Annotated in this window: 34 protein-coding genes, 1 tRNA gene and 1 pseudogene; 11 read left to right on the top strand and 25 right to left on the bottom strand. The window is 63.5% G+C overall.

The features are described from left to right. Window positions 1-17: 17 nt before the first annotated feature. Genes GUI70_RS19240 through GUI70_RS19215 form a run of 6 tightly spaced genes read right to left on the bottom strand, consistent with a single transcriptional unit; the run spans window position 18 to window position 3,128 of the window. Window positions 18-593: a hypothetical protein gene (locus tag GUI70_RS19240; protein WP_237725043.1), complete on the bottom strand. Its 576-nt coding sequence runs from the start codon at window positions 591-593 to the stop codon at window positions 18-20. Further along, window positions 590-1,156, bottom strand: coding sequence for a hypothetical protein (locus GUI70_RS19235; RefSeq protein WP_161883936.1), 567 nt, complete (start codon window positions 1,154-1,156; stop codon window positions 590-592). The genes GUI70_RS19240 and GUI70_RS19235 overlap by 4 nt, the downstream gene beginning before the upstream one ends. Further along, window positions 1,157-1,417: a hypothetical protein gene (locus GUI70_RS19230; protein ID WP_161883935.1), complete on the bottom strand. Its 261-nt coding sequence runs from the start codon at window positions 1,415-1,417 to the stop codon at window positions 1,157-1,159. Next, entirely contained in the window at window positions 1,414-1,659 is a 246-nt protein-coding gene (locus GUI70_RS19225) for a hypothetical protein (RefSeq protein ID WP_161883934.1), read from the bottom strand. Before GUI70_RS19225 ends, GUI70_RS19230 begins: the two co-directional genes overlap by 4 nt. After that, window positions 1,643-2,128: a hypothetical protein gene (locus tag GUI70_RS19220; protein WP_161883933.1), complete on the bottom strand. Its 486-nt coding sequence runs from the start codon at window positions 2,126-2,128 to the stop codon at window positions 1,643-1,645. Before GUI70_RS19220 ends, GUI70_RS19225 begins: the two co-directional genes overlap by 17 nt. Next, complete coding sequence (locus tag GUI70_RS19215) at window positions 2,118-3,128, bottom strand: helix-turn-helix domain-containing protein (RefSeq protein ID WP_161883932.1); 1,011 nt, start codon at window positions 3,126-3,128, stop codon at window positions 2,118-2,120. The genes GUI70_RS19220 and GUI70_RS19215 overlap by 11 nt, the downstream gene beginning before the upstream one ends. 219 nt (window positions 3,129-3,347) lie before the next feature. Here GUI70_RS19215 and GUI70_RS19210 point away from each other — a divergent pair, with 219 nt between their 5' ends. Further along, on the top strand, window positions 3,348-3,815 hold the full coding sequence (locus GUI70_RS19210; RefSeq protein ID WP_161883931.1) for a hypothetical protein: 468 nt from the start codon (window positions 3,348-3,350) through the stop codon (window positions 3,813-3,815). A 65-nt stretch (window positions 3,816-3,880) separates the two neighbouring features. On the opposite strand, the gene GUI70_RS19205 is transcribed toward GUI70_RS19210, so the two are convergent. The 9 genes from GUI70_RS19205 to GUI70_RS19165 all read right to left on the bottom strand — a co-directional run bounded on the left by GUI70_RS19205 (window position 3,881) and on the right by GUI70_RS19165 (window position 7,478). Continuing rightward, window positions 3,881-4,078: a helix-turn-helix transcriptional regulator gene (locus tag GUI70_RS19205; protein WP_161883930.1), complete on the bottom strand. Its 198-nt coding sequence runs from the start codon at window positions 4,076-4,078 to the stop codon at window positions 3,881-3,883. Continuing rightward, window positions 4,059-4,613: a hypothetical protein gene (locus tag GUI70_RS19200; RefSeq protein ID WP_161883929.1), complete on the bottom strand. Its 555-nt coding sequence runs from the start codon at window positions 4,611-4,613 to the stop codon at window positions 4,059-4,061. The genes GUI70_RS19205 and GUI70_RS19200 overlap by 20 nt, the downstream gene beginning before the upstream one ends. 56 nt (window positions 4,614-4,669) lie before the next feature. Continuing rightward, entirely contained in the window at window positions 4,670-5,824 is a 1,155-nt protein-coding gene (gene bet, locus GUI70_RS19195; RefSeq protein ID WP_161883928.1) for a phage recombination protein Bet, read from the bottom strand. Further along, window positions 5,821-6,006 (bottom strand): hypothetical protein, encoded by a 186-nt coding sequence (locus GUI70_RS19190; RefSeq protein WP_161883927.1) that lies wholly within the window; start codon window positions 6,004-6,006, stop codon window positions 5,821-5,823. Before GUI70_RS19190 ends, bet begins: the two co-directional genes overlap by 4 nt. Continuing rightward, complete coding sequence (locus tag GUI70_RS19185; protein ID WP_161883926.1) at window positions 6,003-6,212, bottom strand: hypothetical protein; 210 nt, start codon at window positions 6,210-6,212, stop codon at window positions 6,003-6,005. The genes GUI70_RS19190 and GUI70_RS19185 overlap by 4 nt, the downstream gene beginning before the upstream one ends. Continuing rightward, a complete protein-coding gene (locus GUI70_RS19180; protein WP_161883925.1) occupies window positions 6,209-6,469 on the bottom strand; it encodes a hypothetical protein in 261 nt (86 codons plus the stop codon). The genes GUI70_RS19185 and GUI70_RS19180 overlap by 4 nt, the downstream gene beginning before the upstream one ends. Beyond that, entirely contained in the window at window positions 6,466-6,642 is a 177-nt protein-coding gene (locus GUI70_RS19175) for a hypothetical protein (RefSeq protein ID WP_237725042.1), read from the bottom strand. The genes GUI70_RS19180 and GUI70_RS19175 overlap by 4 nt, the downstream gene beginning before the upstream one ends. After that, window positions 6,639-6,872, bottom strand: a complete 234-nt coding sequence (locus GUI70_RS19170) for a hypothetical protein (RefSeq protein WP_161883923.1) — start codon at window positions 6,870-6,872, stop codon at window positions 6,639-6,641. Before GUI70_RS19170 ends, GUI70_RS19175 begins: the two co-directional genes overlap by 4 nt. A gap of 300 nt (window positions 6,873-7,172) precedes the next feature. After that, complete coding sequence (locus GUI70_RS19165; RefSeq protein ID WP_161883922.1) at window positions 7,173-7,478, bottom strand: hypothetical protein; 306 nt, start codon at window positions 7,476-7,478, stop codon at window positions 7,173-7,175. Window positions 7,479-7,986: 508 nt separating this feature from the next. On the opposite strand from GUI70_RS19165, the pseudogene GUI70_RS25275 reads away from it, so the two are divergent. The 8 genes and pseudogenes from GUI70_RS25275 to GUI70_RS19125 form a co-directional block, all read left to right on the top strand. Then, a pseudogene (locus GUI70_RS25275) lies at window positions 7,987-8,175 on the top strand (helix-turn-helix domain-containing protein); the annotation flags it as partial. 72 nt (window positions 8,176-8,247) lie between these two features. Beyond that, the gene (locus GUI70_RS24530) at window positions 8,248-8,664 is read left to right on the top strand and encodes a S24 family peptidase (protein ID WP_237725041.1); all 417 of its coding nucleotides are present in this window, start codon (window positions 8,248-8,250) and stop codon (window positions 8,662-8,664) included. Window positions 8,665-8,691: 27 nt separating this feature from the next. Beyond that, complete coding sequence (locus GUI70_RS25070; protein WP_272952903.1) at window positions 8,692-9,147, top strand: S24 family peptidase; 456 nt, start codon at window positions 8,692-8,694, stop codon at window positions 9,145-9,147. Window positions 9,148-9,229: 82 nt separating this feature from the next. Beyond that, window positions 9,230-9,724, top strand: coding sequence for an excalibur calcium-binding domain-containing protein (locus GUI70_RS19145; protein WP_202630525.1), 495 nt, complete (start codon window positions 9,230-9,232; stop codon window positions 9,722-9,724). 107 nt (window positions 9,725-9,831) lie between these two features. Further along, window positions 9,832-10,320, top strand: coding sequence for a hypothetical protein (locus GUI70_RS19140; RefSeq protein ID WP_161883918.1), 489 nt, complete (start codon window positions 9,832-9,834; stop codon window positions 10,318-10,320). 88 nt (window positions 10,321-10,408) lie between these two features. Further along, window positions 10,409-11,101, top strand: a complete 693-nt coding sequence (locus GUI70_RS19135; protein ID WP_161883917.1) for a hypothetical protein — start codon at window positions 10,409-10,411, stop codon at window positions 11,099-11,101. 88 nt (window positions 11,102-11,189) lie between these two features. Beyond that, window positions 11,190-12,758 (top strand): TerD family protein, encoded by a 1,569-nt coding sequence (locus GUI70_RS19130; RefSeq protein WP_161883916.1) that lies wholly within the window; start codon window positions 11,190-11,192, stop codon window positions 12,756-12,758. After that, window positions 12,755-13,894: a tyrosine-type recombinase/integrase gene (locus tag GUI70_RS19125; RefSeq protein ID WP_161883915.1), complete on the top strand. Its 1,140-nt coding sequence runs from the start codon at window positions 12,755-12,757 to the stop codon at window positions 13,892-13,894. The genes GUI70_RS19130 and GUI70_RS19125 overlap by 4 nt, the downstream gene beginning before the upstream one ends. A 96-nt stretch (window positions 13,895-13,990) precedes the next feature. On the opposite strand, the gene GUI70_RS19120 is transcribed toward GUI70_RS19125, so the two are convergent. Then, window positions 13,991-14,065, bottom strand: a tRNA-Ala gene (locus GUI70_RS19120). A 65-nt stretch (window positions 14,066-14,130) separates the two neighbouring features. Here GUI70_RS19120 and GUI70_RS19115 point away from each other — a divergent pair. Together GUI70_RS19115 and GUI70_RS19110 are read left to right on the top strand one after the other, a co-directional pair. Continuing rightward, window positions 14,131-15,462 (top strand): HDIG domain-containing metalloprotein, encoded by a 1,332-nt coding sequence (locus GUI70_RS19115; protein ID WP_161883914.1) that lies wholly within the window; start codon window positions 14,131-14,133, stop codon window positions 15,460-15,462. Next, window positions 15,459-16,895, top strand: a complete 1,437-nt coding sequence (locus GUI70_RS19110; RefSeq protein ID WP_161883913.1) for a glycoside hydrolase family 13 protein — start codon at window positions 15,459-15,461, stop codon at window positions 16,893-16,895. The genes GUI70_RS19115 and GUI70_RS19110 overlap by 4 nt, the downstream gene beginning before the upstream one ends. An 86-nt stretch (window positions 16,896-16,981) precedes the next feature. On the opposite strand, the gene GUI70_RS19105 is transcribed toward GUI70_RS19110, so the two are convergent. The 9 genes from GUI70_RS19105 to GUI70_RS19065 all read right to left on the bottom strand — a co-directional run bounded on the left by GUI70_RS19105 (window position 16,982) and on the right by GUI70_RS19065 (window position 24,879). Then, complete coding sequence (locus GUI70_RS19105) at window positions 16,982-17,578, bottom strand: hypothetical protein (RefSeq protein ID WP_161883912.1); 597 nt, start codon at window positions 17,576-17,578, stop codon at window positions 16,982-16,984. A gap of 112 nt (window positions 17,579-17,690) precedes the next feature. After that, a complete protein-coding gene (locus GUI70_RS19100) occupies window positions 17,691-19,289 on the bottom strand; it encodes a 2-isopropylmalate synthase (RefSeq protein WP_161883911.1) in 1,599 nt (532 codons plus the stop codon). A gap of 210 nt (window positions 19,290-19,499) precedes the next feature. Beyond that, the gene (locus GUI70_RS19095; protein ID WP_161883910.1) at window positions 19,500-20,153 is read right to left on the bottom strand and encodes a YsnF/AvaK domain-containing protein; all 654 of its coding nucleotides are present in this window, start codon (window positions 20,151-20,153) and stop codon (window positions 19,500-19,502) included. Window positions 20,154-20,240: 87 nt separating this feature from the next. Beyond that, complete coding sequence (locus GUI70_RS19090) at window positions 20,241-21,113, bottom strand: PRC and DUF2382 domain-containing protein (protein WP_161883909.1); 873 nt, start codon at window positions 21,111-21,113, stop codon at window positions 20,241-20,243. 253 nt (window positions 21,114-21,366) lie between these two features. Further along, the gene (locus GUI70_RS19085) at window positions 21,367-22,092 is read right to left on the bottom strand and encodes a DUF4388 domain-containing protein (protein WP_237725040.1); all 726 of its coding nucleotides are present in this window, start codon (window positions 22,090-22,092) and stop codon (window positions 21,367-21,369) included. A gap of 129 nt (window positions 22,093-22,221) precedes the next feature. Further along, entirely contained in the window at window positions 22,222-22,542 is a 321-nt protein-coding gene (locus GUI70_RS19080) for a hypothetical protein (RefSeq protein WP_237725039.1), read from the bottom strand. Next, window positions 22,529-22,882, bottom strand: a complete 354-nt coding sequence (locus GUI70_RS19075) for a YbjQ family protein (protein ID WP_161883908.1) — start codon at window positions 22,880-22,882, stop codon at window positions 22,529-22,531. The genes GUI70_RS19080 and GUI70_RS19075 overlap by 14 nt, the downstream gene beginning before the upstream one ends. A 59-nt stretch (window positions 22,883-22,941) precedes the next feature. Further along, complete coding sequence (locus GUI70_RS19070; RefSeq protein WP_161883907.1) at window positions 22,942-23,745, bottom strand: [LysW]-aminoadipate kinase; 804 nt, start codon at window positions 23,743-23,745, stop codon at window positions 22,942-22,944. Window positions 23,746-23,775: 30 nt separating this feature from the next. Beyond that, entirely contained in the window at window positions 23,776-24,879 is a 1,104-nt protein-coding gene (locus GUI70_RS19065; RefSeq protein ID WP_161883906.1) for an AI-2E family transporter, read from the bottom strand. Window positions 24,880-25,390: the final 511 nt, after the last annotated feature.

Below are 25,390 nucleotides of genomic sequence, written 5' to 3'. Positions count from 1 at the left end.
GCGGCTGCGGGAGCGGTTCACTCGGTCACTCTCCGGTAGCTACTGACAATCCCGCGCAGCGTTTCATCTGAAACCGTCAGGAAGGCGCTGAACACCAGTTCGTCCCGCTCGACGGCGGGAAGGTGATCAAGGTCGAGCAGCCCGAGGCGCTGCTGCACCTGTTCCCTGAGCCCGGCGGCCTCGGCTGACATGGACCGGCCTACCATGCCCACGTCGGCCAGATTCGCCACGTCCCTGAGCGTCCCGGCGGTGATGGCCTTGTCGATTTCTGGCACGGTCACGCCCTTGTCCAGTGCGCGGGCGGCTTCGATCAGGTCTGTTTGATCGGCTTGGGCGCTCACCCCGGCTTCGAGCGCGAGGCCACTTCGCCACAGTCGCCAAGCGGTTGTGCGACTGATTCTGGCGGCTTTGCTCAGGGCGGTGCTGAAGTCACCGTGATGCCCGGCGGCCAGCCAGCGCAGGTGGAGCTGGCGTGCTTCGCGAGCGCGGTCGGCCATGCTGCGCTGCGTGGCCTGGAAGCGCACGCCCCACGCGGCCATCTCCTGTTCGAGCGTCAGTGCGCGCTGTTCGAGGTGCGCGAGAGGCGCGCTCATGTCGCTCCTTTCGTTTCACGCTCGCGCAGCTCGGCGAGCAGGCCCGACTGATTCCACCTGGGATTGACGCCGAGGGCCAGGGCGCACCCGGCCTTGAAGCGCTCACGGCACGTCTCGCGGTTCACGCCAGAGTGACAAGCCAGCCAGCGCGGGAAGTCACCGGCCACTGCGTGACGGGCGAAGTCGAGGTAGAGCGCATAAGCGGCGCGGGCGGAGATTTCAACACCAGGCCGGCCTATCCCACCCGTGCGGGGCCATTCGTGAGCACGTTTTTCTAGCGCCAGCACGTCAGGGTTCGGCTTTTTTGCACCAATTGACAGGATTGCTGTCTGATTTTCAGCCTTTTTTCGCGTCTTTCGTCGGATCGGGTGGCGCTTCCTGACTGCCCGCCTCGCTTTTTGGCCGTTCGCGCTCCAGAACCGGGCCGCCTCCCCTTTCATGAACGCCGACCACTGTTCCTCGGTCCTGGCTCCAGCCTGAATGGCTTCGTCGGGGCTGCTGAAGGTCGTGCCGCGCAGGAACTTCACGGCGGCCTTGTCGGCGTAGTGGCGTTTGGCTGGCATCTAAGAACCTCGCATCTGGCGGCACAGGCGTTTCAGGCGGCGCTGGCCGCGCACCAGGACGGTGACGACGGTGCGGGCGCGGGGGTCGATCCGGCAGACGTGCTGGCCGAGGGTGTAGACCTCTTGGCGCTGGCTGGTGCGGCTCCAGTGGCCTTCTTCGATCACGCGGGCGATGGCGGCGCGGGCGGCCTGATCGTCGGGGCACTGCCAGCGGGTACGGGCGCGCTCCAGGGCATGCCGGGTGATGGCAGGAGCGGTCACGGCCGGGCCTCGTGGAGCCGCAAATTGCCGCGCCCCTTGCAGGCGTGATCCACCGGAATCCAGATGGCGACTTCCCGGCCTTTCGGGCTGGCATGGGTGTACAGGCGCGGCTCAGCACCGCAGCGGTGGCACACAGCGGCTTCGGCGGTGTTCAGCATCAGCGCTTCGCCTTCCTTCGCACCAAGCGCTTCGCCGAAGGCCACTGGGCGGCCTGAGCGGGCGGGGTCAGTCGGCAGCAACATGGGTCAGCTCCCTTTGCACGGTGGGCAGCACGGCAGGCGTGCGCTGTTGGGCTTCGGCGGCGAGCTGGGCGGCGTAGCGCTTGACGAACTCGCGCTTGATCCAATCGAGACGATCCGCCGCGACGCTTCCAAGTGGCACGCCGTTGGTGGCGCTGTTCATCAGGATTCGGGCGCTGGTGTTCGGCAGGGTCGCCATCTCGCCGCTGCGGGCGCGGGTCAGGCAGGCGTCCCACTCACTGAGTGCCAGCGCTTCGAAGTCCTTGCCGGTGGCGAGGTCAATCAGCTTCTGAGGGCTGGGGAAGTAGGTTTCAAAGCGGAACGCGGCGCGGCAGGCGGTCTGGAACTCGGCGTCGGTCAGCTCGGCCTTCAGAATCTCGCGGTAAATCTTGGTGGTCTGGGTTGAGAAAGCGCGGCCAAAGCGGTCTTGAAGCACGGTCCAGCCAGCGGCAAACACATGGTCAGAAAGCAAGGCGCTCCTCCTCCTGGAGTGCGGCGTACACAGCCTGGGCGGTGTGCAGGGCGCGGGCGTCGGCGGCTTCGGTGGGCTGCGGGCGGCTCGGGAACTTCAGGTTCCTCGGCTTTTCGGCGGGAAAGAGGCCCTGCCAGCCGTTAGCAATGCTGTTTTGGATCACCTCCACCGGGTTGTCACCCTCGGCGGCGTAAGCCCGCAACTTGGCAAACATCCCCGTGACCGTCATGGGCGCGGTTGTCCAACGGCGTTGGCGGCGGTAAGTCATCCAGTCGGCCCAGGCCTCCGGCATGCCGGGCACGGCGGCCAGGTCGGCGGGCACAGCGGGCAAGGCCAGCCCGGCGCGGCGCGGAACATGTGTCTTGCTCGTGGCTTTTCCCGGCTCCGGTTCTGGGGATGCGGGGACAACATCCGGTGAGAGATCAGGTTGCTGGGCACTTGCCGCGTCAGCGGCCTGCTGTTCGGGGACTTCGATGAGTTCAAAGCCTTCAGCCAGAACCGGCGCGGCGTTTTCCCGCGCATCTGTTCTTGGTGGTTCTATGGTTCTATTGGTGGTTCTTGGTTCGGGTGCGGTGGGCCGCAGGGTATCGGCCTGAAATTGCACCCTTTCTGCGCCAGATTGCAGGGTATTGACGCCAGATTGCACCCTTTCTTGACCGAACTGCCCCCGGTTCGCCGGTTTAAGAGGTGCGGTGGGCCGCAGGGTATCGGCGCTGGATTGCAGGGTTTCCAGCCAGGCCAGATGGGGGAGAAGGTACTTCGTGGTGGTCTGACGGCCTCCACCGGGGCGAGTGATGATGAGTTCACCCGCCTTGACCAGCCCGGCCAGCACGGTGCGGGTCTGACGTTCACTGAGGGCAGCGCGCTCGGCGACTGTTTCGGCGCTGGGCCATGCCTCGGCTTGTTCGTCGGCGAAGGTTGCCATGACCATCAGGACCAGGCGAGCTGAGCCGGTTGCCCGACTGGTTTGCATGACGGCCTCGGTCGCTTGCCAGCTCATCTCAGCCTCCCCGGTGCGCGTGACGGCGCGCTGGTCGACGGTCAAGAGGGTGGAAAGGCAGGCGGGCGTTGACGGCTAAGGCCGCGTGCAGGGTGACGGGATGAGTCCGGTAGTCAATCATCAGACTGCCGCCTCTTGTTGGGCCACGCTAAGGTTCCTGAAATGGTAGATCAAGAATATTTGCCGGGTTCTGCTGCGCCTGGGCGATAGGGTGGAAGAATGAAAACTCAGGACGACAGTCGCCGACTGGTTGGACAGGCAGGTGGTGTGGTGGCCATCACGGCCTTGCGAGAGGACCTGACCGCCCCTGAGCGCTTTGCAACTCCGCACATCGATCTGTTCAACCTGGGGCCAGGGCTGGCCGTCCTTCACCGGCTGCGCCTGCTGTGGAGCGTCGGTCAGAAAGACCTGGCGATCGGCTGGCCGACATATCAGCTGCTGCACCCGGGGAAAGAGCTCTTGCTTATGAATACCGAGCGCTTGTTGCTGATGGCCAAAAATGCCTACGAGCGTGGCCTTGACTGCGAAGGGCTGCTGACGGTGCAACACGAGCGCCGCCTGCTCGTGGATCTCGCCACAGCGCAGGGGCCTCAGACGCTGGAAATCGCGTTCCTGGTTCATCAAGTCAGCCCTCGTCCGGTTCAAGTTGAGTTCCTTTTCGCCCCAGGTGCGCCGGAACTTCCCTGAGCATTTGCAGACTGGGGCTGCCAAACGCTGCGTCAGGTGCTTGAGGAACTGGCTGTGGACGGCGGTCATTTCCTACCTGCCAGTTGCTCGGCCTGCCACTTCTCCAACTCCGCCACCGGCACGCGCAGCAGTCTCAGCCCCAACTTCACGGCTGGGAAGCGCCCGGCCCGGATTTCGCGGTAAAGCAGGCTGGACGAGACGTGCAATCGCTCAGCGGCCTGGGGCACTTCGAGGTACTTGGGTTCAGTCGGCTGCCGGGGCATTGTCTTCACCGCCTTCCACTGTGAAATCGGCGTCTTCGATGTCTGAGGATGGCAGCGCCTGCACTTCCTTCGGTGCGTTCAGCACTCCAGCCAGGCGGGGCGGGCTGCCCTGGCGCATGTTGGGCGGGGTGGGTTCGCTCTCCTCACCGGGCTGCTCAGGCTCCTCGAACAGCTCAGGGCTGCCCTGCTGGGCCTCGCGGACCTCGACGATCAGCGTCAACTCATACGCGGCCATGTCGAACAGGCTGGTGAGGTTGTCAGCGGCGTTGAACCACTTCTGCAAGGTGGCGACGGGAACGAAGTCCTTCATCTTGCTGCCCTTGCTGGTGAAGGCCAGCTTGCGGAAGTCGCCGTCGGTGCGGTTGGCCACCTGCACGGTGAAGGTGACGTCCTTGCTGTCCTGGGCGTTGTGGGCGGAGCGCAGAAACTCCAGGGCCTCGGCGGGCACCTGCACGTCCATCACGCTCACCAGTTCGTCGTGGGTGTCGTATTTGGTTTCGGTTCGGTAAGCCCGGACGGCGTAATCATTTTTCATGGCTGGGTCCTCTGGGAATGCAGAAAAGGGCCGGTGTTGATTCCGGCCCGGTGGGCTTAGGCAACTTCGGCGATGGGCTTGAACTCGTTGCGGGCCTCGGCGAGTGTTTGTTCGGCGGCGTGCGTGTCCATACCGCTGATGGTGTCCAGCAGCCGCTGGGCCTGCTCCACCGTGAGCGTCTTCGTGCCTTCCGGTTTGTCGCTTGCCAGCAGATAGGCCCACAACGCAGCGCGGTCTTCGCTGGTCTTGGCTCCGGCCCGGCTGGCGTGGGCACAGAGGGCTTTGCGCTGGCCGTCGCTGAGCAGCAGTTCCTGAGCTTCGGCAGCGGGAGCCACGTCGAACGGCGGCACGTCCTGAGCGGCGGCCTGTTCTTCTTTGATTTGCCTGCCGACCTCGCACAGCGCCTCGTAAGCAGCCCTGGCCTGCTCAACGTCCTTGCGCCAGTCAGGGAAGTGCGCCAGAGCCGCGACGGCCCGCTCACGGCCTCCCCACCTGTTGATCTTCGTTCCAGCCTCACCGATCTTGACCACCCAAGCCTCAAGCGCCGCGTTCGGATTCGTGGCCTGGGCAATCTGGCGGGTCACATCCACCGTGCGGGCCTGGGTCTGCTGGGGAGGCGGAGCGGGGTTGTCGGCCTGGGCCATTTCTTCGGCGGTGTAGATCCCGCTCAGCTCGGCAGGGAAGGCTTTCCGCAGCGCCAGGCTCTCGGCACACTTGCCAAGCATGGTGTGCGGCATCTTGGTCCACATCTCGCTGACGGTCTTTTTGCCGGTGCGCTGACCGTTCACCCATTCGTCTTTGGTCTGGACGTACTCCGACCAGCGCGCAGTCGCTGGAAAGTCGGCGATGTGGCCCTGCACGAGGCGGCGCACGATGACCCGTGCCCATTCGGGGTAGCCGTCCTTGATGGGGCCGAACTCGGGGTCGGTGGTGCCCATGTGCGCCCCGGTGCGGCTGGCGATCAGGCGGTAGCCATCGATGCCGGTCTGGATCGTCATCTTCTCTTCGCGACCGGACTTGCGTTTGATGGCGTACAGCTGCTTCTGAAAGGGGTTGAGACCGGTGCTTTTGCAGACTTCGAGGAACAGCGCCAGTTCAAGGTCTGTGCAGCCAACGGCGACGGTGTTCTTGATGAGGTCGATCTGTTCGCGACTGAAATCGCCGGGCTGGGCCAGCGCCATGTTCTGCGGACGGGCTTCAATCGCGGTCATGGGTGGACCTCCAGTGCCGATTCAGTGGCGTTGAGCAGCACCACGCCGCCGCAGACCAGCCCGACTCCGGCAGCACCAGTGAGGGCCAGCCGGAAGCCGGTGAGGGCGTCAAGCGTGAGCAGCAGGGCGAGGCCAGCGAGGATCAGGGCCGCGCCGAGATTGAAAGCCAGGCGCGAGGTCATGCCGCGCCCCCGGCCAGACCAGCCAGCCGACGCCACTCCAGGCGGGCGGCTTCCACCTCCGCCCGGTTCGCGTCCCGCACGTCCTGCAGTGCGCCAGTGCGCCAGAGGTGAAGCCTCTCGCGGGCCAGCTCGAAGCACCGGGCATAAGCCGCGTCAGCGGTGCGGCTGGCTTCGCTCAGCGGGTGAGTCTGAATAACGGCGGTCATCCCTGACCACTCGCCCGGTCATACTCTTGCCGCTGCTCAGGCGTCAGCGGCAACTCGGTGGCGTTGGCCGCTTCGATCAGGTGCATGGCGAGGTTGCGGGCGTCTGCTGGGGTCATGTGGGTGACCTGTTGAGTGACCATCGTGATGTGCGGACGGATGACAGGGTGAACTGAGCCTTCCAAGGTTGCAAAGGGCGAGCTGCTGTCTGATTCGAGGTACAGCGTGGCCCCGTAGCCGTCATGGTCAACGAAGCTCATGCCGCGTCACCAGTGATCCGGTCAAACTCCCGGCCCGCTTCGTGCAGCATCTCGACGACCTGGGGCACGGTGGGCGCGCTCTTGGCGGCACTGAGCAGGGCACGGAAATCGACGTCGGTGTGCGTTCCAGCCTGGAACCGGGCTTCGACCTCGGCAATCTCAGCGGGGGTCACGAGTACCACAGCCAGGCTTCAGCCTGCTCCAACTCCGACAGGACCGGGGCCGTGAGGCTGGCGAGGTACTCGGCTTCCAGGTCACTGCCCCGGTCGGCCAGCCGCTCGCTGACCTTCGTGCGCTCGCCCGCGCTGAGCTGGTTGATGTTGGTGAGGCTTCCGGCGGGCAAGCCGACGAGCCAAGCGATGAAGTCGAGTTTGTTGTGCTCGGGGGTGGTAGAATCGTTCATGTAGAAGCTCCTTTGGAGTTGACCCCTGCCTATCCCGCAGGGGTTTTTCTTTTGGCCTTGCTAGGCTGGGCAAGAGGGGTGAAAACTTGAGGAAGATGTTTGTTCTGAGCAGCGGCGCTGTGGTGACAGGCGTGGTCTCCGAAACCGATGACCTGGGAGAGTTGGTAGCGCTAAGCGGTGGAGGCTTGTGGCTCACGGAGGCGTCCGTGGATGGGATCAAGCTGGCTTGGCTGTTCGTGCCGAAGACTCATGTGGTTGCGGAAGGCGAAATGAGCGAACCGCCTGCAAGGGCAGAAGCAGTTATTCCTGGCTCGTACAGCCAGAGCTCTTAAGCGCTTCCTTCTTCGCGCCTCGCTCGGTTGCACGGGCTTGGCGCTCTGCTTTGCAGGCCTGGAAGTAGCTGTTGACGCTCGCCTTGAGCTGCGGGCTGAGGAAGCCCAGTGGTGCGGTGCCGAACTCAGCGCTGAGGTTTTCGCTGGGGTTATCACGGTGATAGGTGACTTCGACGCGGACGCGGATGGTGAGGCCGTCTTCGGTGTGTTGGAAGACGAGTTCGCCGTCTGGTTTCATTTCCCTCTTGTGGGTGGTGTTGCGCTGCCCGCTCATGCGGGAGCCAAGGCTTCGGAATCAGGGCGAGCTGGGGTGGGAGTGGCGTCCTGTTCATTGGGTTCAGGGGGTCGCGCGCCTGCCATCCTCTCTATCTCAGCTAATTCTGCTAGTAGTCTACTAGTAGAGCGCCGCAGAGGCTTACTGAGATGACGTGCATAATGTGCTGCGTCCTCCAAAGAAATCCGATGAACACCTTGCTCATGCTTCTCAATCCGATACAACGAAAAACCCGTAAGCTGCGCAAATTCTTGCCTGTTCAGGCCAGCAGACTCTCGTAGTTTTTTCAAAGGGGTCATATCGTCTCCTAGTATGGTACTGAGCTCCAAAAATAACTAGTCTCCTGACTCACATCTGCCTCCTTCGGGTTTTCCCCGTCCCTGCGGGTGCTTAACGGGTAGTAGAATTCTACTACTGCATTAGGGCCGCAGTCAATAGTTTTCTACTAGGGGTTTACTCAAGTTGAGTAGTAGTGTACTGTTATGCCACGCTTGGAGCCTACTACGTGATGCCTCCCACAAAGGGCGCAAAACCTGCGTGGGCCACCGCTCTGAAACGTCGGAGAGAGGAAGTGGTAGGCAGCCAAGAAGAACTAGCAATGCGGGCTGACATATCTCAGTCGCTTGTTAGCCAAATAGAGCGAGGCGTCCAGAATCCTTTAGGCCTAAGTATCGAACGTCTAGGAAGACTTCTGGAGGCCCTTCGGTGGTCTGTGGGCGAATTTTCATCGGCGACTGGCTTGGCGCTGCCCCTTATGGTGACAAATCAAATGCAGCAAATGCATACCGAATATCAGCAGCAGCCTGTCTACAAACTCAATGGTTTGATTCAGGACGACGCCACACCTTTTGAATACGCCTGGCTGCCCCCAGGTCGAGGTGATGACCCGAAGTTCACCAAGGCCCTGCTGATCGAAGACACAGACATGGAGCGTATGGGTCGCAGCCTTCACCCAGACGACATCGTTTTCGTTCGTACCGATAAAACGACACCCGTTCCCGATGCCCTGTACGCCATCGTGCACGAGTCGAAAGTCATGATTCGCCGCTATGTGGAGACGCCCATCGGAGCGGCCTTCACAGCTGATAACCCAGCGCTTTCGGGCCAGTTGATCTCTCCCAGCAAGGTCACCATCGTGGGTCACGTGTACCGCGTATTCAGCGACTTCAATAACTACGGAAACTAACCCAGTTTTTGCCTTTGGAGGCACTGAATGTTCTATCAACTCGGTCACGTGTTCCCTCGTTCTGTTCCTACCTACAAGCCGTTGGTTCTTTCTGGCATTGCGTATGCCTCGCGGCTGGAATTTCCTGCTTCGGATTGGGCCACTGACTTCGAGCCAGGCGCGCCACTTCGACTGTTGCCAGGCCAGCGCACAGCCTTAACAGAGGCATGGTTGGTCAGTGGGGACAGCATGTCACCCACCATCAATGACGGTGACATCGTGTTGATCAATCCATCTGAGGCGTACAGCACGCATTTGCCGTGTGCTTTCCAGACGCCTTATGGCGTGATGGTCAAGCGCCGGGGTGTAGATGGACGCGGCAGAAACTGCTTGCTGAGCGACAACCCCGATGTACCACCTTTTTACGACCTGGACGAGGCGATAGCGCTGGGCAGCGTGTACGCCGTTTACTTGGGGCCCCGCAAGATCCGCTACATCAGCTAACTGAGGGGCCAAGTCGGGATTTTGTGAGCCGTCGCCTGCCAGTCTGCCAACTAGATAAAGCTCAGATGGAAAAGGAGACTTGGTGAAAAAATACTTCCTGATCGCCGCTACCCTCTTCCTGACTGCCTGCGGAAGCATGTCCGCCACGCCACCGGCAGATCAGGGACCCACCCCGCCCAGCAACGCCAATTCAGGCCATCAGTACCCGGTGTCGCTACCGACAGCGAGTGGCCATGCCTTCCAGGGCAGCCTCACCGCGACCACGGCCGGTGGAACAGGCGACCTGGATTGCCGCGACTTCACATCACAGTCGGAAGCGCAAGCGTACTTCAACTCGAATGATGGCAGCTCAACAAACAACGTCGATGCGCTGGACTGGAACCACAACGGTACCCCCTGCGAGGTGAACGAGAGCTGGGCGATACGCTCGAAGCGTTGGGCCGTCCCCACGCCCCCAGTGGTGACGCCGACACCGCCAGTTGTCACACCAACGCCGCCGAGCACGGGCATGTGCTGGGTGAATGGCTACTACCGCAAAGATGGGACTTACGTTCATGGGTATTACCGACACTGCTAGCCAATCCAGAGGCATAAACGCCTCGGCGTGTACTGGGGATAGGGATGGCAGCCGGGAACGACTGAAGCTTGCCGACCACATAACGCTCAGATGGAAAAGGGAAGCTGATGAAAAAGTATTTGCTGATTGCTGCTGCTCTCGCCCTGACCGCCTGTGGAGGTCAGACCACCAAGCCCCCAGTGACAAGCACTCCTCCGACGAGCCAAATTCCGAATGCCCCATTCAATCAGCAGCAGACAGCGAAGTTGATAGGGGATTGGACTTTCAATTTTGAGCTCACGAATAAGTATAGACTCAAATACACGCTTAGTGATCTTATCGAAAATCCTAATCCAGATGGAAATTATAATGTTTCTGGTGAAAGTGAAGGTGGAAGCGTAGTTACTGCGAGTTACCAGTCACAATATTCCCATTTCCTGCTAAGCGAGTACGCAGGAGGGGGATACACCAATTATCTTTACATCTTCACTTTTGATAGCGCCAATTCTGTTCACGGCTGCGTCCGCATCTTTAAAGGCCTTGACGTTTTAGGTTGCCTTGAGATGACGGGCACCCGCACTTCTGCAACGCCAACGCCGCTCAGTTTACGTCACTAAAGAAAATAGGGCGTGAGGCGGCGTGCTGGCGGTCTGGAATGACTGAGGCTTGCCGAGCAGAAAAGATCAAACATCTATGGGAGAGAGCATGAAACAACTGACTCTGTTGGCCTTCTTACTCATCAGCAGTGCTTCAGCACTGACTTTGCCGGACCTTCTGACGCCCAGCGACGCGCAACTCGTCCAGGCGTGCGCCGATGGCCACCGGGTGGAATCCATGCCTCGCAGCGGGCAGGAACAAACGAAGACTTACAACGCTGCAGCCGAAGATGCGAGCCTCGGACGGTTCCTATCGGACTGGCGTGCCGACGCCCCTGGTCCGCTCGCCAGGCTTCAGGCATTGACCTATCCGCTCAATCTTCAACTTCCGACCGGCAGTGTGTATACAGCCTGCGGGAAAGCAGCGGTATCCCGCGCTGCCAAGCCAGACGTGGCCGCTTTGCCTCGCTTCTTCATCATGTCGATCGCAGGCACGGCTCCCAGTCGCGAGGCTGCTCAATCATGGAACGCCGTACTGGTTCTGCTGGGCGCGAATGGTCAGGAACTCGTGCGACTGAACGCCGCGAATACCAGTGAAGGCGCAGAAGAGAACTGGTCACCAACCTGCACACATGGCACGTGTGACTGGCAAGGCAAAAACACCTATGCCTTCGACTTGGAGTCCAACGCAAAGGCTGTCGCCCAAGCTCAGAAACTGCGGGTGATCTTCACACGGGGCAAAGACATCGAGCAGCGCGAGTATGTGTCAACTGATTTCGAAGACACCTTTATCGTGCTGTGACCTATACCTCAAGTCTCATTCCTAGTACACCCATACTTTGCTCGGCTTCTTGTCAGGCAGTTACCGATGATTGGTACTGGGACGAGGCGTGAGCGTCCTCCAGCGCGGCCAGCGTGCCACGCTCACCACCTTCACGCCTGCCACCCGCTTCACCCTCAAGACCGAGCTGCCCTTACCTGCACCCCCGGACATCAGCATCTTCGGCCTCGACGAATCACGCCGCCTGAGTGACGACCGCTACTTCGTCTTCTACAACCAACCCGGCAGCCCCGAGCGGGCCATCGTCATGGACGAACAGACCCAGATCTTCACCGTCGATCTGGCCCTGGTCCCGCTCAGCGTCCACCGACTGCTGCTCACCGCCACCAGTGACGACCAGCCATTCAGCGCCATGCACCGAGGGCACGTGACCCTCAACGTCGGTGGACAGGAGGTACTGCGCTTCGAGGTGTCCGGCAAGGATTTTCAGGCTGAGCGGGCCGTCATGCTGCTAGAGCTGTACCTGCACGGCGGCGCGTGGCGGATCGCTGGGGTCGGCCAGGGCTTCGCGGGCGGCTTGCAGGCACTGCTTGAATCACTCGGCGGCGAGGCGCTAGAACCCGTCGCTGATGCAATCCCGGCAACCCCCACAGCGGAAGCTGCCGCTGAGTGGGCCAAATTGAAATCTGCCGCTGAAGGGAGCGCTGAGGCTGGGAAGTGCCGCCGCTGCGGTAAGACCAGTGGCGGCTTCCTGCGTCGGGTGCAGCTCGATGCGCGGGGCCTGTGTGCCGACTGCGCTCAGCAACTCAGAGACGGCTTGGAGCGCTTCCGCATCCGCTTTCAGGCCGCCTGCGCTGACGGGATCATGGACCTGCACGAGTGGCAGGACTTGCAGCAGACTCTGCTCAATGACGGCTTGAACGCCCAGGAAGCCCTGAAGTACGTTCGGCCCGCCGCGCTGAACTTACTGGAACGCACGGTGACGATGGCCCGTGCCGATGGCGTCCTGACCGCCGAGGAAGAAGAAGGCTTCAACCGGCTGGCTGGGCTGCTGGAAGTTCCGGAAGCCATGCTGGGCAACCTGCGGGCCGAACTCGAAGAACTCCGCACCGCCAGTCGCCTCCGCGAGGGCCACTTGCCAACCATCAACAGCAGCCTGATTCTGGAGATCGGCGAGGTCGCCCACCTCGAAGTTCCAGCCACCTTCCGGCATGTCACCAGCAGCAAAGTCCGCGACATTCCAGGCCGCTTGGTCCTCACCAGCAAACAGATGCACTTCGTCAGCAGCACTGAGGGCGGCTGGAACGTCCAGTACAGCAAGGTGCTGCGGATTGAAGAAGTCAGCGGCGGCGTCAATGCCGAATTGGGCGTCAAGAAGGGCAGCGGGTTGTACCGCACCGATCGCCCGCTGATCCTGGCCGCCACCCTGGATGCTCTGGTGCGGAGCTACAAGCGTCTGCTCCTCATGCCCCAGACCGAGCGGGCCAGCCGCAGCATCCCGCAGTCCGTCAAACGAGCTGTTTACCAGCGTGACCAGGGAAAGTGCGTTGAGTGCGGCGCGACGGAGTACCTCGAATACGATCACGTCATCCCGCACAGCAAAGGTGGGGCTAGCAGCGAGGGCAACTTGCAGCTGCTCTGCCGCAAGTGCAATCTCGCCAAGAGTGACCGGATATGACCCGCCCGACCCAAAAGCGTGGCAATGGCATGGGCAGTCTCCGCAAGCTCCCCTCGGGCCGGTTCCGCTGGGAAATTATGATCGAAGGCCGCCGCTTCTCCGGCATGGCCCCCAGCAAAACCCTGGCACAGCAAGCCCTGGCTGGACTCATCGCCGACGCCACACGCGGCGGCATCGCCGACCCCAGCACCATCACCGTCAGCGAGTACCTGAGCAACTGGCTTGAAGGCCGCAAGACCTCCCGCGCTTACCACACCCACGAAGTCCAAGAGCGCGCTCTGCGGCTTTACATCCGGCCTGCCATCGGCGAGAAAAGGCTCCAGAAGCTCTCCCCTGCCGACCTGCGCGGTCTCTTCGACGGCCTGAACAAGAAAGACCTCGGCGCGGCCAGCCAGCGCCAAGTTCACCAGCTCCTACTGACCTCGCTAAAAGACGCCCTGCAACTGGAGATCGTCACCCGCAACGTCGCCGAGATCGTGCGGCCCAACCCGCCCCGCCAGCGAGAGAGTGAGGAGCTGGCGGCCTTCACGCCCGACGAAGCGGCCCTGTTCCTGGCCGCCTGCCGGGCCGATCCGCACGGCGCTTGGTTCGAGTTCACTCTCGGCACCGGGATGAGGCGCGGCGAGGTCTGCGGCCTCAAGTGGACCGATCTGAATCTGAAGGCCAAAACGGTGGCCGTGCGTGAGACGATCAGCGACACGGGCGGCACCATCCGCATCAGCGCTCCCAAGACGGTCAACAGCCGCCGCACGGTACATCTGTCAGGGGAAACCCTGGCACTCCTTGCCCAGCACCGTGAGCGCCAGGCCATGACCGCTGAGGCCCTTGAAGGTTGGACCGACTCGGGCCGCATCTTCACCAATCTGCACGGCGGCACACTGCGACCCAACAATCTGCGGCGCGACATGACCCGGCTGTGCAGCGCGGCGGGCGTGCGCTTCCTGCCGATTCACGGGCTGAGGCACACCTACGCTTCACTGAGCTTGCAGCGGGGTATCCCGGTGGAAGTGGTCAGCAAACAGCTCGGTCACAGCACCGTCGCCTTCACGCTCAGCCAGTACCGGACGGTCTATCAGGGCGAACGTGAAGGTTGGGCGCTGGGCCTGAGCGACATGCTGGACGGCAAGACCGGATAAAGCCGTTACGCACGGGTTACGCATTTCAGGCGGAGTTGAGCGCCTAACTGAAAACTCAGGAAACGAAAAAAGGCCGTGCTAGACGGCCTTTTGTGCTGGTGGAGGCACACGGATTCGAACCGTGGACATCCTGCTTGCAAAGCAGGCGCTCTCCCGCTGAGCTATGCCCCCAGCGCCACGAAGCCTAGCACCTCCTCCGGCGCTTTGTCCAGCCGCCTGGCGCTATGCTGGGTCGCATGTCGCACCGCCCGAAGCTGCCCGCCTTTCCACCCGGCGCGCTGCTGGTCGGCGGCGCGGCCCGCGATCTGCTGCGCGGTCAGCTCCCCAGCGACTACGACTGGGCCGCCCCCAACCCGGCCCAGGCGGCGCGCTGGACGGCAGACACAGGCGGCGCAGCCTTCCCCCTCGACGAGCAGCGCGGCCACTGGCGGGCCGTGATCGGCGGCGTGCAGCACGACTTCGTGCCGCTGCCCACCGACCTGACCGCTGAGTTGCTGCGGCGCGACTTCACCGTCAATGCGCTGGCCATGGATCAGGCTGGGCACGTCACCGATCCCTCGGGCGGCCTGAGCGACCTCAAGCGGCGCAGCCTGCGGATGGTCAGCGAACACAACCTCAGAGACGACCCCCTGCGGCTGCTGCGGGCGGCGCGCCTGACCATCACACTCGATTTCCGGCTGGAGGAGCGCACCCGACTGGCCGTGCAGCGGCTTGCAGCCGAGGCCCTGGCCCACCACTGGCCGCTGCCCGCCGCCGAGCGAACGGCAGCCGAGCTGAATGCTCTGCTGCTCTCGAAGCGCGCCGCCAGTGGTGTCCTGCTGCTGCACGAACTGAACCTGTTGGCCCTTTCGCTGCCGGAACTGTCAGAGGGCGCGGGCGTCGTGCAGGGTGGCTTTCACCATCTGGATGTGCTACACCACAATATCGAGGCGCTGCACCAACTGCTGGCCCGCTTTCCCGACGCCGACCTGGCGCTGCGCTGGGCCACGCTGCTGCACGATGTGGGCAAACCGCGCACGCGGGGCGTCAACCCTGACACCGGGCGCAACACCTACTACGGCCATGCCGAACTCGGCGCGCAGCTGGCCGACGAGATGCTAACCCGCCTACGCCAGCCACGCGCCCTCACCGAGCGGGTCAGCGCCCTCGTCAAAGCGCACATGGTGCATCTGCCCACCACCGAGCGCGAGGCCAGCCGCTTCGTGCACCGCCGCCGGGCACTGCTGCCGGATCTGCTGGGGCTGATGCTGGCCGACCGCGAAGCCTCGCGCGGGCCGCAGAGCACGCCGCAGACCCGGCTGGCTTACCAGCTCGGTTTCGAGTGCCTGCTCTCGGCGCTGGAGGAGCGACCGACCGCCCCGCCACCGTTGCTGAGTGGCCGCCAGATCATGGCGCTGCTGAAGGTGCCGCCGGGCCCGGTCGTGGGGGAGGTTCTGCGCGCCGTGAACGAGGCGGCGGCGCTGGGCGATGTCTGCACGCCTGCCGAGGCCGAGGCGTTCGTGCTGGTGCAACGGGACCGCTTGACGTCGAACGAGTGCGCTTCGCAGCAGGTAGACTCACAGGCGTGAGTATCCGCACGCCCGAATGGGTCAAAGACGCCGTCTTTTATCAGGTCTTCCCCGACCGCTTTGCCCGCAGTGGCCGCCAGAATCTCAACCTTCACCTGCAACCCTGGGGCGAAGCGCCCACCCTCCACGACTACATGGGCGGCGATCTGTGGGGCGTCATCGAGCGCCTCGATCACATCCAGAGTCTGGGCGTAAATGCGCTCTACTTCTGCCCGGTGTTTCAGTCGGCCAGCAACCACCGCTACCACACCCACGACTACTTCAAGGTCGATCCGATGCTGGGCGGCGACGACGCTTTGCGGACACTCATCGACGCGGCCCACGCACGCGGCATGAAAGTGGTGCTCGACGGGGTATTCAACCACGCCTCGCGCGGGTTTTTTCAGTTCAATGATCTGCTCGAACAGGGTGAACACAGCGCTTACCGCGACTGGTTTCACGTTCAGGGCTGGCCGCTCTATCCCTACGAGCACCAGCACCCGGCCAACTACGCCGCCTGGTGGGGCAACCGCGCGCTGCCCAAGTTCAACACGTCCAACCCCTCGGTGCGCGAATTTTTGTGGAGCGTGGCCGAGCACTGGATCGCGCTGGGCATCGACGGCTGGCGGCTGGACGTGCCCAACGAGATCGACGACGATTCGTTCTGGCAGGCCTTTCGCCGCCGGGTCAAGGCCATCAATCCTGAGGCCTACATCGTGGGCGAGATCTGGGGCGACGCCGGGCGGTGGCTCTCGGGCGACCAATTCGACGCCGTGATGAACTACAACTTCACCCGCCCCTGCCTGGCGTACTTCGGCGCGCAGAGCCTCGACAACGCTGTGAACCGGGTGTCCGGCATCGAGGCGCTGGAACCGCTGGATACCGCCAACTTCGCCCAGCGCGTGACGGAAGTCACGCAGGCCCACGATCCGCAGATCGTTCAGGCGCAGCTCAATCTGCTAGACAGCCACGATACCGCCCGCTTCCTGACGGCGGTGAGCGGCGACGCCTCGGCGTTTCGGCTGGCGACCATCTTCCAAATGACCTATCCCGGCGCGCCGTGCATCTATTACGGCGACGAGATCGGCCTGCCCGGCGGCCCCGACCCGGATTGCCGCCGCGCCTTCCCCTGGGACCAGCCAGAAAGCTGGGACCGTCAGATCCTGCACCTGATTCAGAATCTGACCGCTGCCAGGCACGCCAGCCGGGCGCTGAGACGAGGTGACTTCACCGTGCTGCACGCCGAGCATGATCTGCTGGCCTACCGCCGTCAGGACGTGGACGAATGCGCCTACGTACTGATGAACACCGGCTTGGACGCCAGCGACTTGCGCCTGAGCGGCCTGACGCCGGGCCAGTACAAAGATGCCCTGAGCGGCCACCGCTATGTCGTAGGCGATACGCAGACGTTCAGCGTGCCGGGGCGCGGCGGACTGGTACTGACCCAGTCGTAGCGGCAGTCCCCACTGACACGGAGTCCGCTCACTTCCTGCGGGTGAACTGAACCCATACGTTGTACGGGATCCAATCGGAGTCCGTGTTACGACTTGTCGAGCAGCACCCGGCGGTGGGCTTCGGACAGGCTCAGCTCGCTCGGTTCCGCTGGATTTTGAAAGCGTTCACGCAGAAACCGGCCCTGGGTGAGCATCCGGTCGGCGGCGGCATGGTCGAGCTTGAGCGCCTCGCGCACGCCGCCATCCATCAGAGCGAGCTGTTCGGAGAGCAGCGTCTGGGCGTCCATGCCCTGCGCGGCCAGCCGCTGCCGCGCGCCGTCGGTGAGGTCGAGGTAGGCGCGTAGGGTCTGCGGCAGGTAATCGGCCTGGGTCTGCTTGACGAGGTAGCTGCTGCGGGCGTCGAGTGACCTGGGCGCGTCCTGAATCTGGCACAGCAGGGCCAGGGCCTGACTGCGCTGCGGCTCGGGCAATTGCAGGGCCAGCACCGGGGCGGCGTGGGGATCGGCGGGCGTCGTGGTGGGCGCAGGCAGCGGCGCGGGCGGCGGAGCGGCCTGACCCAGCTCAGCGATGGCCCGCTTTTCCTGCAAGATGCGCAGCTTGTTCTGACCATCGACGCGGGTGATGAGCGCGATGCCGCCAAAGACGCCACCAAAAATGACCATCAGAATCGGAACGGCTTCCATGATGGATTCAGTATGGCATGCGGTTTTAGAGCCTTTGGCGAGAGGGATGTCTGAGCCAATAGCAAAGGAGCCGCACCCCCGCGCGGCTCCCTGCCTTTCACCCTTCAACGCTTCAGGGCGTTTCTGCCGTGACCGCCGACTTCTCCTTGGTCTGCCCGGCGACGATGTGGTTGATGACCCGCAGCCAGGCCCGCGCGCTGGCTTCCACCACATCGGAGGCCACGTCGTTGCCGCTGACGGTCATCTCGCCGTAGCGGGCGTTGACGCTGACCTCGCCCAGCGCCTCGGCTCCACGGGTCACGGCCTGTACCCGGTAGACTTCCAGCTCCGGAGCGATGCCGGTGGCGGTGTTGATGGCGTGGAAAATGGCTTCCACCGAGCCGTCGCCGGTGGCGGTAGCCTCACGCACCCCGTCGGGCGTCTGGAGGCGGATGTAAGCCAGCGGCTGCATGTCGGTGCCCATGGCGATCTGGAACCGCTCCAGCTTGAAGGTCTCGGAGGCTTCCACGCTGCTGCCCACCAGCGCGTGCAGATCGTCGGCGTAAATCTGGCCCTTGCGGTCGGCCAGCTCCTTGAAGCGCACGAACAGGGCGTTGAGCGCTTCGTCGTTGAAGCCCCGGTCCGAGTTGCCGTCGGTGTCATAACCCAGATCGCTCAGCGCCTTGCGAAAGGCCGCGCGGCCCGAGTGCTTGCCCATCACCATCACAGCGGCCTCGCGGCCCACCAGCTCGGCGTTCATGATCTCGTAGGTCTCCTTGTGCTTGAGAACCCCGTCCTGGTGGATACCCGATTCGTGCGCGAAGGCATTGTCGCCGATCACGGCCTTGTTGGGCGGCACTGGCATTCCGGTCAGGCGGCTGACCAGCTTGGACACCCGGTAGAGTTCGCGGGTGCGGATCTCGGTCTCAGCCTGGTAATGGTCTTTGCGGGTGTGAATGGCCATCACCACTTCTTCCAGGGCGGTGTTCCCGGCCCGCTCGCCGATGCCGTTGATGGTGCATTCGATCTGGGTGGCTCCGTTCTCGACGGCGGCCAGGCTGTTGGCGGTCGCCATGCCCAGGTCGTCGTGGCAGTGGGTGGAAATCTCGACGGCGCGATTCATCACGATCTCGTCACGCACCCGCGCGATCAGAGCGCCGTACTCCTCGGGCGTGCCGTAGCCCACCGTGTCGGGAATGTTGATGACGCTGGCCCCAGCCTCGATGGCGGCGCGGTAGAGCTGGATCACGAAGTCGAAATCGGCGCGCATCACATCCTGACCGCTGAATTCCACATCACGGGTGTACTGGCAGGCCAGCTTGACCGCCGCGATCGACGACTCGATGACCTGCTCGGGCGTCTTGCGGAGCATGTGCTGCATCTGCACCGCGCTGGCGCTGGTAAACACGTGGATGCGGCTCTTGTCGGCAGCTTCCAGCGCCCGGGCGGCGCGCTCGATGTCGGCGCGGGCGGTGCGGGCCAGCGCGCAGATGGTCGGCCCCCGCACCTCGCGCGCAATGCGCGAGACGCACTCGAAGTCGCCGTCGGAGGTGATCGGGAATCCGGCCTCGATCACGTCCACGTTGAGGCGGGCCAGTGCGTGGGCGATCTCGATTTTCTGGTTGTGGTTGAGCGCCACGCCGGGCGACTGCTCGCCGTCACGCAGGGTCGTGTCGAAGATATGGATGCGGCGCACGGCACTCTGATTGCGGGACTGTTCGGGCTGGGTCATGGCAGGTTTCTCCTGGGAAGCGTGAAGCGGAGCACGGGGTGTGAGGGAGCGGCATACCGAACAGAAAAAACCCCGGAAGTGACGTTCACTCCGGGGAAAGGGGGCGCAGACCGACCTAGCGCAGCATTCCAACCGGAAGCACGCGAAGAAGAAGTCGGGTCTGCTGAACTGTTGGCATTGCGGGCATAGTACACATTCGCGGGCGGCGAATCAACCGCCGCTCGGCCGCGTCACATCATCGTCGGGCAGCACATCTGCGGGCGGCAGGGCCTGGGCGGGTTCGCCCTCCTTATTCAGCGTGGTCAGGGCCGGTTCCTGCTCGACCAGGATCGGCAGCACTGCCGCCTGCTCCTGTTCGAGCTGCGCCTGCTCGCGGATCAGTTCTGCCGGACCTGTCAGGTCAAGTACCTCGCGGCCCAGAGTCAAGGTCTGCTGATGCACCGCGCTGACCCACTCCTTGCGGATCTCGATCTGCTCCACCGGGTAAACTTCGCGGGCGATGACGGGGCGCTCCTCGGTCAGCGTGATCTGGTAAATACGCCCCGGCTCCAGCCACTCACCGTTGAATTTCACCGTGCCGCCTTCCGGCGCGGTAGTGAGTTCCAGAATCTCGCGCTTGAGCGTGACCGGAAGTTGTACCTCTTCCTCGATAATGCGTTTCTGAACCGTGACCTGAGCGCCCACGGTTCGCTCAACAGCCACCTGGGCGCGCTCCTCGTGCAAGGTCAGGGTGGTGACGGGCCGGGGTGCCCGGACTTCGCGGATGGTCACGGCAGACGCCTCGGCCAGGCCGGGACGCTGCGGGGCGGGACGTGACGGGTCGGCAAGCTGAACATCTTCGGGACGTTGGTCGGAACGGTCCATGACGACTCCTGATGAAGCGGGAATAGAAGCGGGGCAGGGAACTGTGTCCCCGCCCCGGCGCTGTGCAGCAAGTTGCGGCGCTGCTCCTCAGCTCTTGCGGCTGGTGGTCTCGGTCGTGGTCTCGGTCAGGGTAGTGTCATCATTTTCCATTCTCACGTCACCGGTCTTGTTCACGTCGAGCACCTCGCGGCCAATCGTCTCTGTGACCGTCTGATTATCGGTCACAGTGCGCTTGCCAACGCTGATTTCCTCGGTGACGTAGGCCTGCTTGGTGACGTTGGCCCGCTCAGCCTCCAAGTCGATGTTCATGGTCGCGCTGCCGTCGCCCAGGACGGCACCCTCAACGGCACGGGCGTCGGTCACGGCGTGGCGCTCAATGACGACTTCCTCGCGCTGCAAGGCCACGTTGACGTTTTCCTGGCGGGTCTCCACGTGCTTGCCGATCTCGACGCTGCCCGCCTTGAAGCGGTCCTTGTCGACGACCAGGCGCTCTTCAAGCAGTTGCAGCCTGTCTGGAGTCTTGTAGGCCCTTTCCTGGTAGCTGCTGCGCGCTGCCGTATCGGTCGCCAACGCCGGGTTCTGGTCCACGCCGCGCAGCACCCGCTCGTCGGACTCGCGGTACTCGTCGTTGTAGGACTCGCCGACGTTGTAGGCGCGCAGGCTGCCCACCTGGTCCTTGCTCAGCTCGTCGAAATACACGCCGTCGTTCTCCAAGCGGCTGTGGCCCACTGGCACCAGCACTTCTTTAGAGCTGAACCAGCCGCCCGCATCGACCACGAAGTACTGGATACGGCCCGTGTCGGCCTGTACTAATGCGTCGCGGATGGTGCCGATCTTGTCGCCGTTCACACCGTAAGCGGTGTAACCGGTGGGATCGTAAACGCCCTCGCCACTGAAATTATAATTCTGATCGCGTGAAAGGTCAGACAAACGAACCAGGTCCATGTTGCTCTGCGTCATATCGGCTCCTTGAAACGGTGGGGTCAGATCAACCTGTCGCCAGGGGTCTGGAGTTGCACGGTCACAGTGTGGCGATTTGCCGCCGAGCATTGCTGAGATCAGCCTCACGCAGCCCTGGGTGAACCTTCAGCAGACATAGAAGAGAGCATTACTTTTGGCTTAGCTGACTTAAATGTCCGCAAGGAGATGATCAAAAAAGCAGCCGCATGAAGCGCACTTCATGGGCTACCAGGTCTGCTTTTTCAGATCGTCTCTACAACATGAAGTCACTGCTGGCGTGGGTCTCGCGCTGCGTTTCCCAGATCAGGTCTCGCAGCACCCAGCCGCTGCCGGAAAAGCGCAGGCCCATACGGATTTCGGCCATCAGGTAGGCGCGCACCTCGCTCGGCGAGAAGCCGCGCTCGACAATCTCGCCCAGATTGAGGTTGCCGGTGAGGGCGCGGGCCAGAGCGCTCTGGCGCTGACCCTGGTGGGTGAGCCGCAAGCCGTACCAGGCGTAACGCCCGGTGGGCCGCAGCTTGCCCGCCTCCACGGCGTCGGCGGCGCGGGCCGCCACCTCGAACAGCGGCAGGCCCGCGTCACGGGCAGCGGCGCGCACACTGCGGCCCTTGTCCTGATCGAATAGAGGCATCGGGCCGCTGAGCACCACGCTGGGACTGCTGATCACCGCACCGATCTGTTCCCACTCGTCACTGATGCGCGCCCAGTTGGTGGTGAACTGCTCGAAGGGCGAGATGGCAGCGCCGGTCACGTCGCGGCGCATGTACGAGAAGCTGCCACTCTCAGGCAGCATCGGACTGGCGTGCAGGGCGTCGAGCCCCGTCCAGTCGAGAATGCCGCCCTCGACCACCTGACCACGCGCGAAGGCCACCGTAAACGGGACCTCGGCGTCGACATCCAGCACACCGGTCTGCTCCGTTTCATGGAGCAGAGACAGCACGCCGATCAACGGCACGTCTGAAAAAAGACCTTGCATCATGCTGGAATTATCCTGGCTGGCTTCACGCTGAACCCAGCTTAACATTCTACGGGCCCTTGTGACCTAGGGTCGGCCGACAATCTGATCACAGTCGCGCAGCAGGGAGCGCGGCGATCAGGGCGCAGAGACTCAGGGGGCGCCGAACAGCGGCCCCAAATCGCTGAGCTGCCCGGTGGGAGTCAGTTCGGCAAAGCGGTGAGCGCCGAACACCTGCAAGAAGGCGGCCTGCGAGAGCTGGCGGGTCAGCCCGGCCGGGCCGGTGGCCTGCACGGCCGCGCCGCGCCGAATGAGGCGGTAGAGCGGGCGTGGCCGTTCGGCAGCGGAACCCGGATGTTTCTTGCGGGCGGGCGCGACGGGTGTCACCAGCACCACCGAGTATTCCTGCCCGCCGCGCTCACTCAGAAACGCCAGCAGTTCGGGAGCCGACAGCTCCTCTTCAGCGGGCTTCAACCGTGACCGCCGTGCCGTAGGCCAGCACTTCCGTGACGCCGTCGGTGATCTCGTTGGCGTCGTAGCGCATCGCCAGCACCGCGTTCGCGCCGAGGTCGCGGGCGTGCTGGACCATCAGGTCGTAGGCCTCGCCGCGCGCTTTCTCGGCCAGTTCGGAATAGAGGGTGATGTTGCCGCCCAAAATGGTCTGCAAGGACGCGCCGAGGTTGCCCAGCACGCTGCGGGAGCGCACCGTCAGGCCGCGCACCACGCCGAGGTGACGCACCACCCGGAAGCCTTCGAGGTCGTTGGTGGTCGTGACGATCAGTTCGTTGGTGTGGGCTGCTCTGCCGTAAGTCATATCGTAGAGTACGCGTCCAGACGGGGATGAGTTGCCTGGCTTGCTGCCGGAGCAGTCACCTACTGCACCACCGTCCCGGCTCCGGCCAGAGCGGCGCTGATCGGTTGCCCGGCGCGGGCGTCACCAAAGACGACCCGGCCCACGCCGCCCGCCACCGCCTCCGCCGCGCCCAGCACTTTCTTCTTCATGCGGTCCTGGGCGAATTCCAGGTAGCTTTCCACGTCCGCTGCCGGAATCGTCCGGATGAGGCTGGCCTCGTCGGGGAAGTCGCGCAGCAAGCCCGGCACGTTGGAAAGCAGCAGCATCGCCTCAGCCTTCATGGCCACGGCCAGCGCGGCAGCGGCCCGGTCGCCGTCTACATTGATCGCCACGCCCTCGTAACTGGCGGCGGGTGGGGTCAACACCGGCAGATATCCCGCATCCAGCAAAAGCGCGATCAGATGGGTGTTGACCCGTTCCACCGTGCCGGTGTGATCGCCCCTGAGCACCTTGATTTTGCCGTTTTCCACCGAGCGCACGCTGTCTTTGTGCTTGCCCTCGAAAATGCGTCCGTCCAGGCCCGACAGCCCCACCGCGTTGACACCCAGGCGCTGCAAGCGCTCCACGATGCCCTTGTTCATCTTGCCGCAATAGACCATCTCGAAGATTTCGAGCGTCTGGCGGTCGGTGAAGCGCGAGGTGTAGCCGCTGGGACTGGTGACGAAGCGCGGCGGGTGGCCCAGCAATTCAGCCACCCGGTTGGTCTCGCCGCTGCCGCCGTGGACGAGAATGCACTTCTGGCCGCTGTGCCAGAGCTGGGCCAGATCGGCGCACACCGCGTCGTAATCGATTCCGGCGCTGCCGCCGACTTTCACCACAATCATGGGGGCGAGGCTAGCACAGCGCGCAGCCGCTCAGGGTCTGGGCGGCAGGTTGTGGGCGGCGCTGGAAAGCCAGTAGCGCTCGGTCCATTTCTTGAGCAGCGTGACCACCGGAATCGCCAGCACCGCCCCGACGAGACCACCTAGGGTCAGGCCTGCCAGGATCGAGAGCAGCACCGCCGCCGAACTCAGATCGGTGGTCTTGCCGAGAATGTACGGCGAGAGAACGTTCCCCTCGATCTGGTTGGCGATGACAAACACCCCGACGACCAGCAGCACCGTGATCCAGCCGCTGGGCAGGGCCAGCAGCACAGCAGGCAGTGCGGCGATCACCGGACCCAGGTACGGCACGATGTCGAGCACCGCCGCCAGCAGGCCAATCGCCAGCGCATTGGGAATGCCCAGCGCCAGCAGGCCCAGCGCCACCAGCACGCCCACCGCCAGGCCCACCAGTAACTGCCCGCGCAGGTAGCCGCCGAAGGACTCGCCGACATCGGTCGACAGCTGACGCGCTCCCGGCTGCCAGGCCAGCGGCAGCACCCGCATCAGCCCCTGGCCCACCCGCTCGTAGTCCAGCATGAAATAGGCACTCAGAATCACGATCAGCGCGCCCTGACCGATCCAGCCCACGGCGCTGACCACGCCACCCAGCACGGTGCTGCCCGACGTGAACAGGCGCTGCAAGGTCGGTCCCAGATGGGTGCTGAGCTGCTGGGCCTGCCCGGTCAGAAAGGTGCTGAGCTGCTGCTGAGCGTTCTCCAGGCCCGGCACGCTGCTGAGGCGGCTGAGCAGCCCGCCGAGCAGATCCGGCAGCCGGGGAAGCAGTGCGGGCAACTGGCCTACCAGGGCGACCACCTGGGCCAGCACGGTCCAGCTCAGCAGCGCGGCGGTAGCCAGCAGGACCACCAGCACCAGCAGCACCCCCAGCGGGCGCGGCACACGGCGGCGCTGAAGCCAGCTCAGCAGCGGATTGACCAGGAAGGCCAGCGTGTAGGCTACCAATGCGGTGACGAGCACGCTGGTCAGCGACCGGGCCAGCCACAGCACCAACGCCAGCAAGATGAGGTACACCAGCAACCGCAGCCAGGGCGAGCGCCACAGCCCGGCCAGCAGATCGGGAATGGTGCGGGGAATCACGCTGCTGCCGTCAGGAGGGCCGCTCTGCGCTGCTGCACTGGAGATGCTCGCGTCGCCCGTGTTCGCGGTGCTGCTGTTGGTGTCTCTGGGATTCCTGTGCCGAATGCCGCTGCGCTGGGTGGGGTCACCCTTTCAGCTTAACTTTAACCTGGCGCTCGGGTACCGAAGATTGGCAGCAGATGACCGGGTGCGAACGCGCCGGTGGTGTGCAAGGACACCCAGGGCAATGGTCCAAAGAGAGGACTGCGTCAGAAGCGCGCTCGGTCAAGAAGACTCTTCTTTTTTAACAGATGCTCTATTGGTACTCCGTTGACTGTTCAAGAGATCGCGTGCTACACGCAGTTCTCGTTAACATAGATGATTGCCTTCGCTGGCGTGCTGCACAGCTTTGCACACCGGAGTCAACGGAGTACCACTATTGATCTCGGCTGAAGTGAACGACGGTAGAATGGCTGGATGACTGACCGTTGGCTCCCATTGCACCTCACCCGAGCTCAACTCGAAGAACGTC

The sequence above is a fragment of the Deinococcus alpinitundrae genome (assembly GCF_009982895.1).
Lineage (GTDB): Bacteria > Deinococcota > Deinococci > Deinococcales > Deinococcaceae > Deinococcus > Deinococcus alpinitundrae.
Note: the sequence above shows the minus strand (reverse complement) of the source record. Positions and strands in the feature narration are given on the sequence as shown.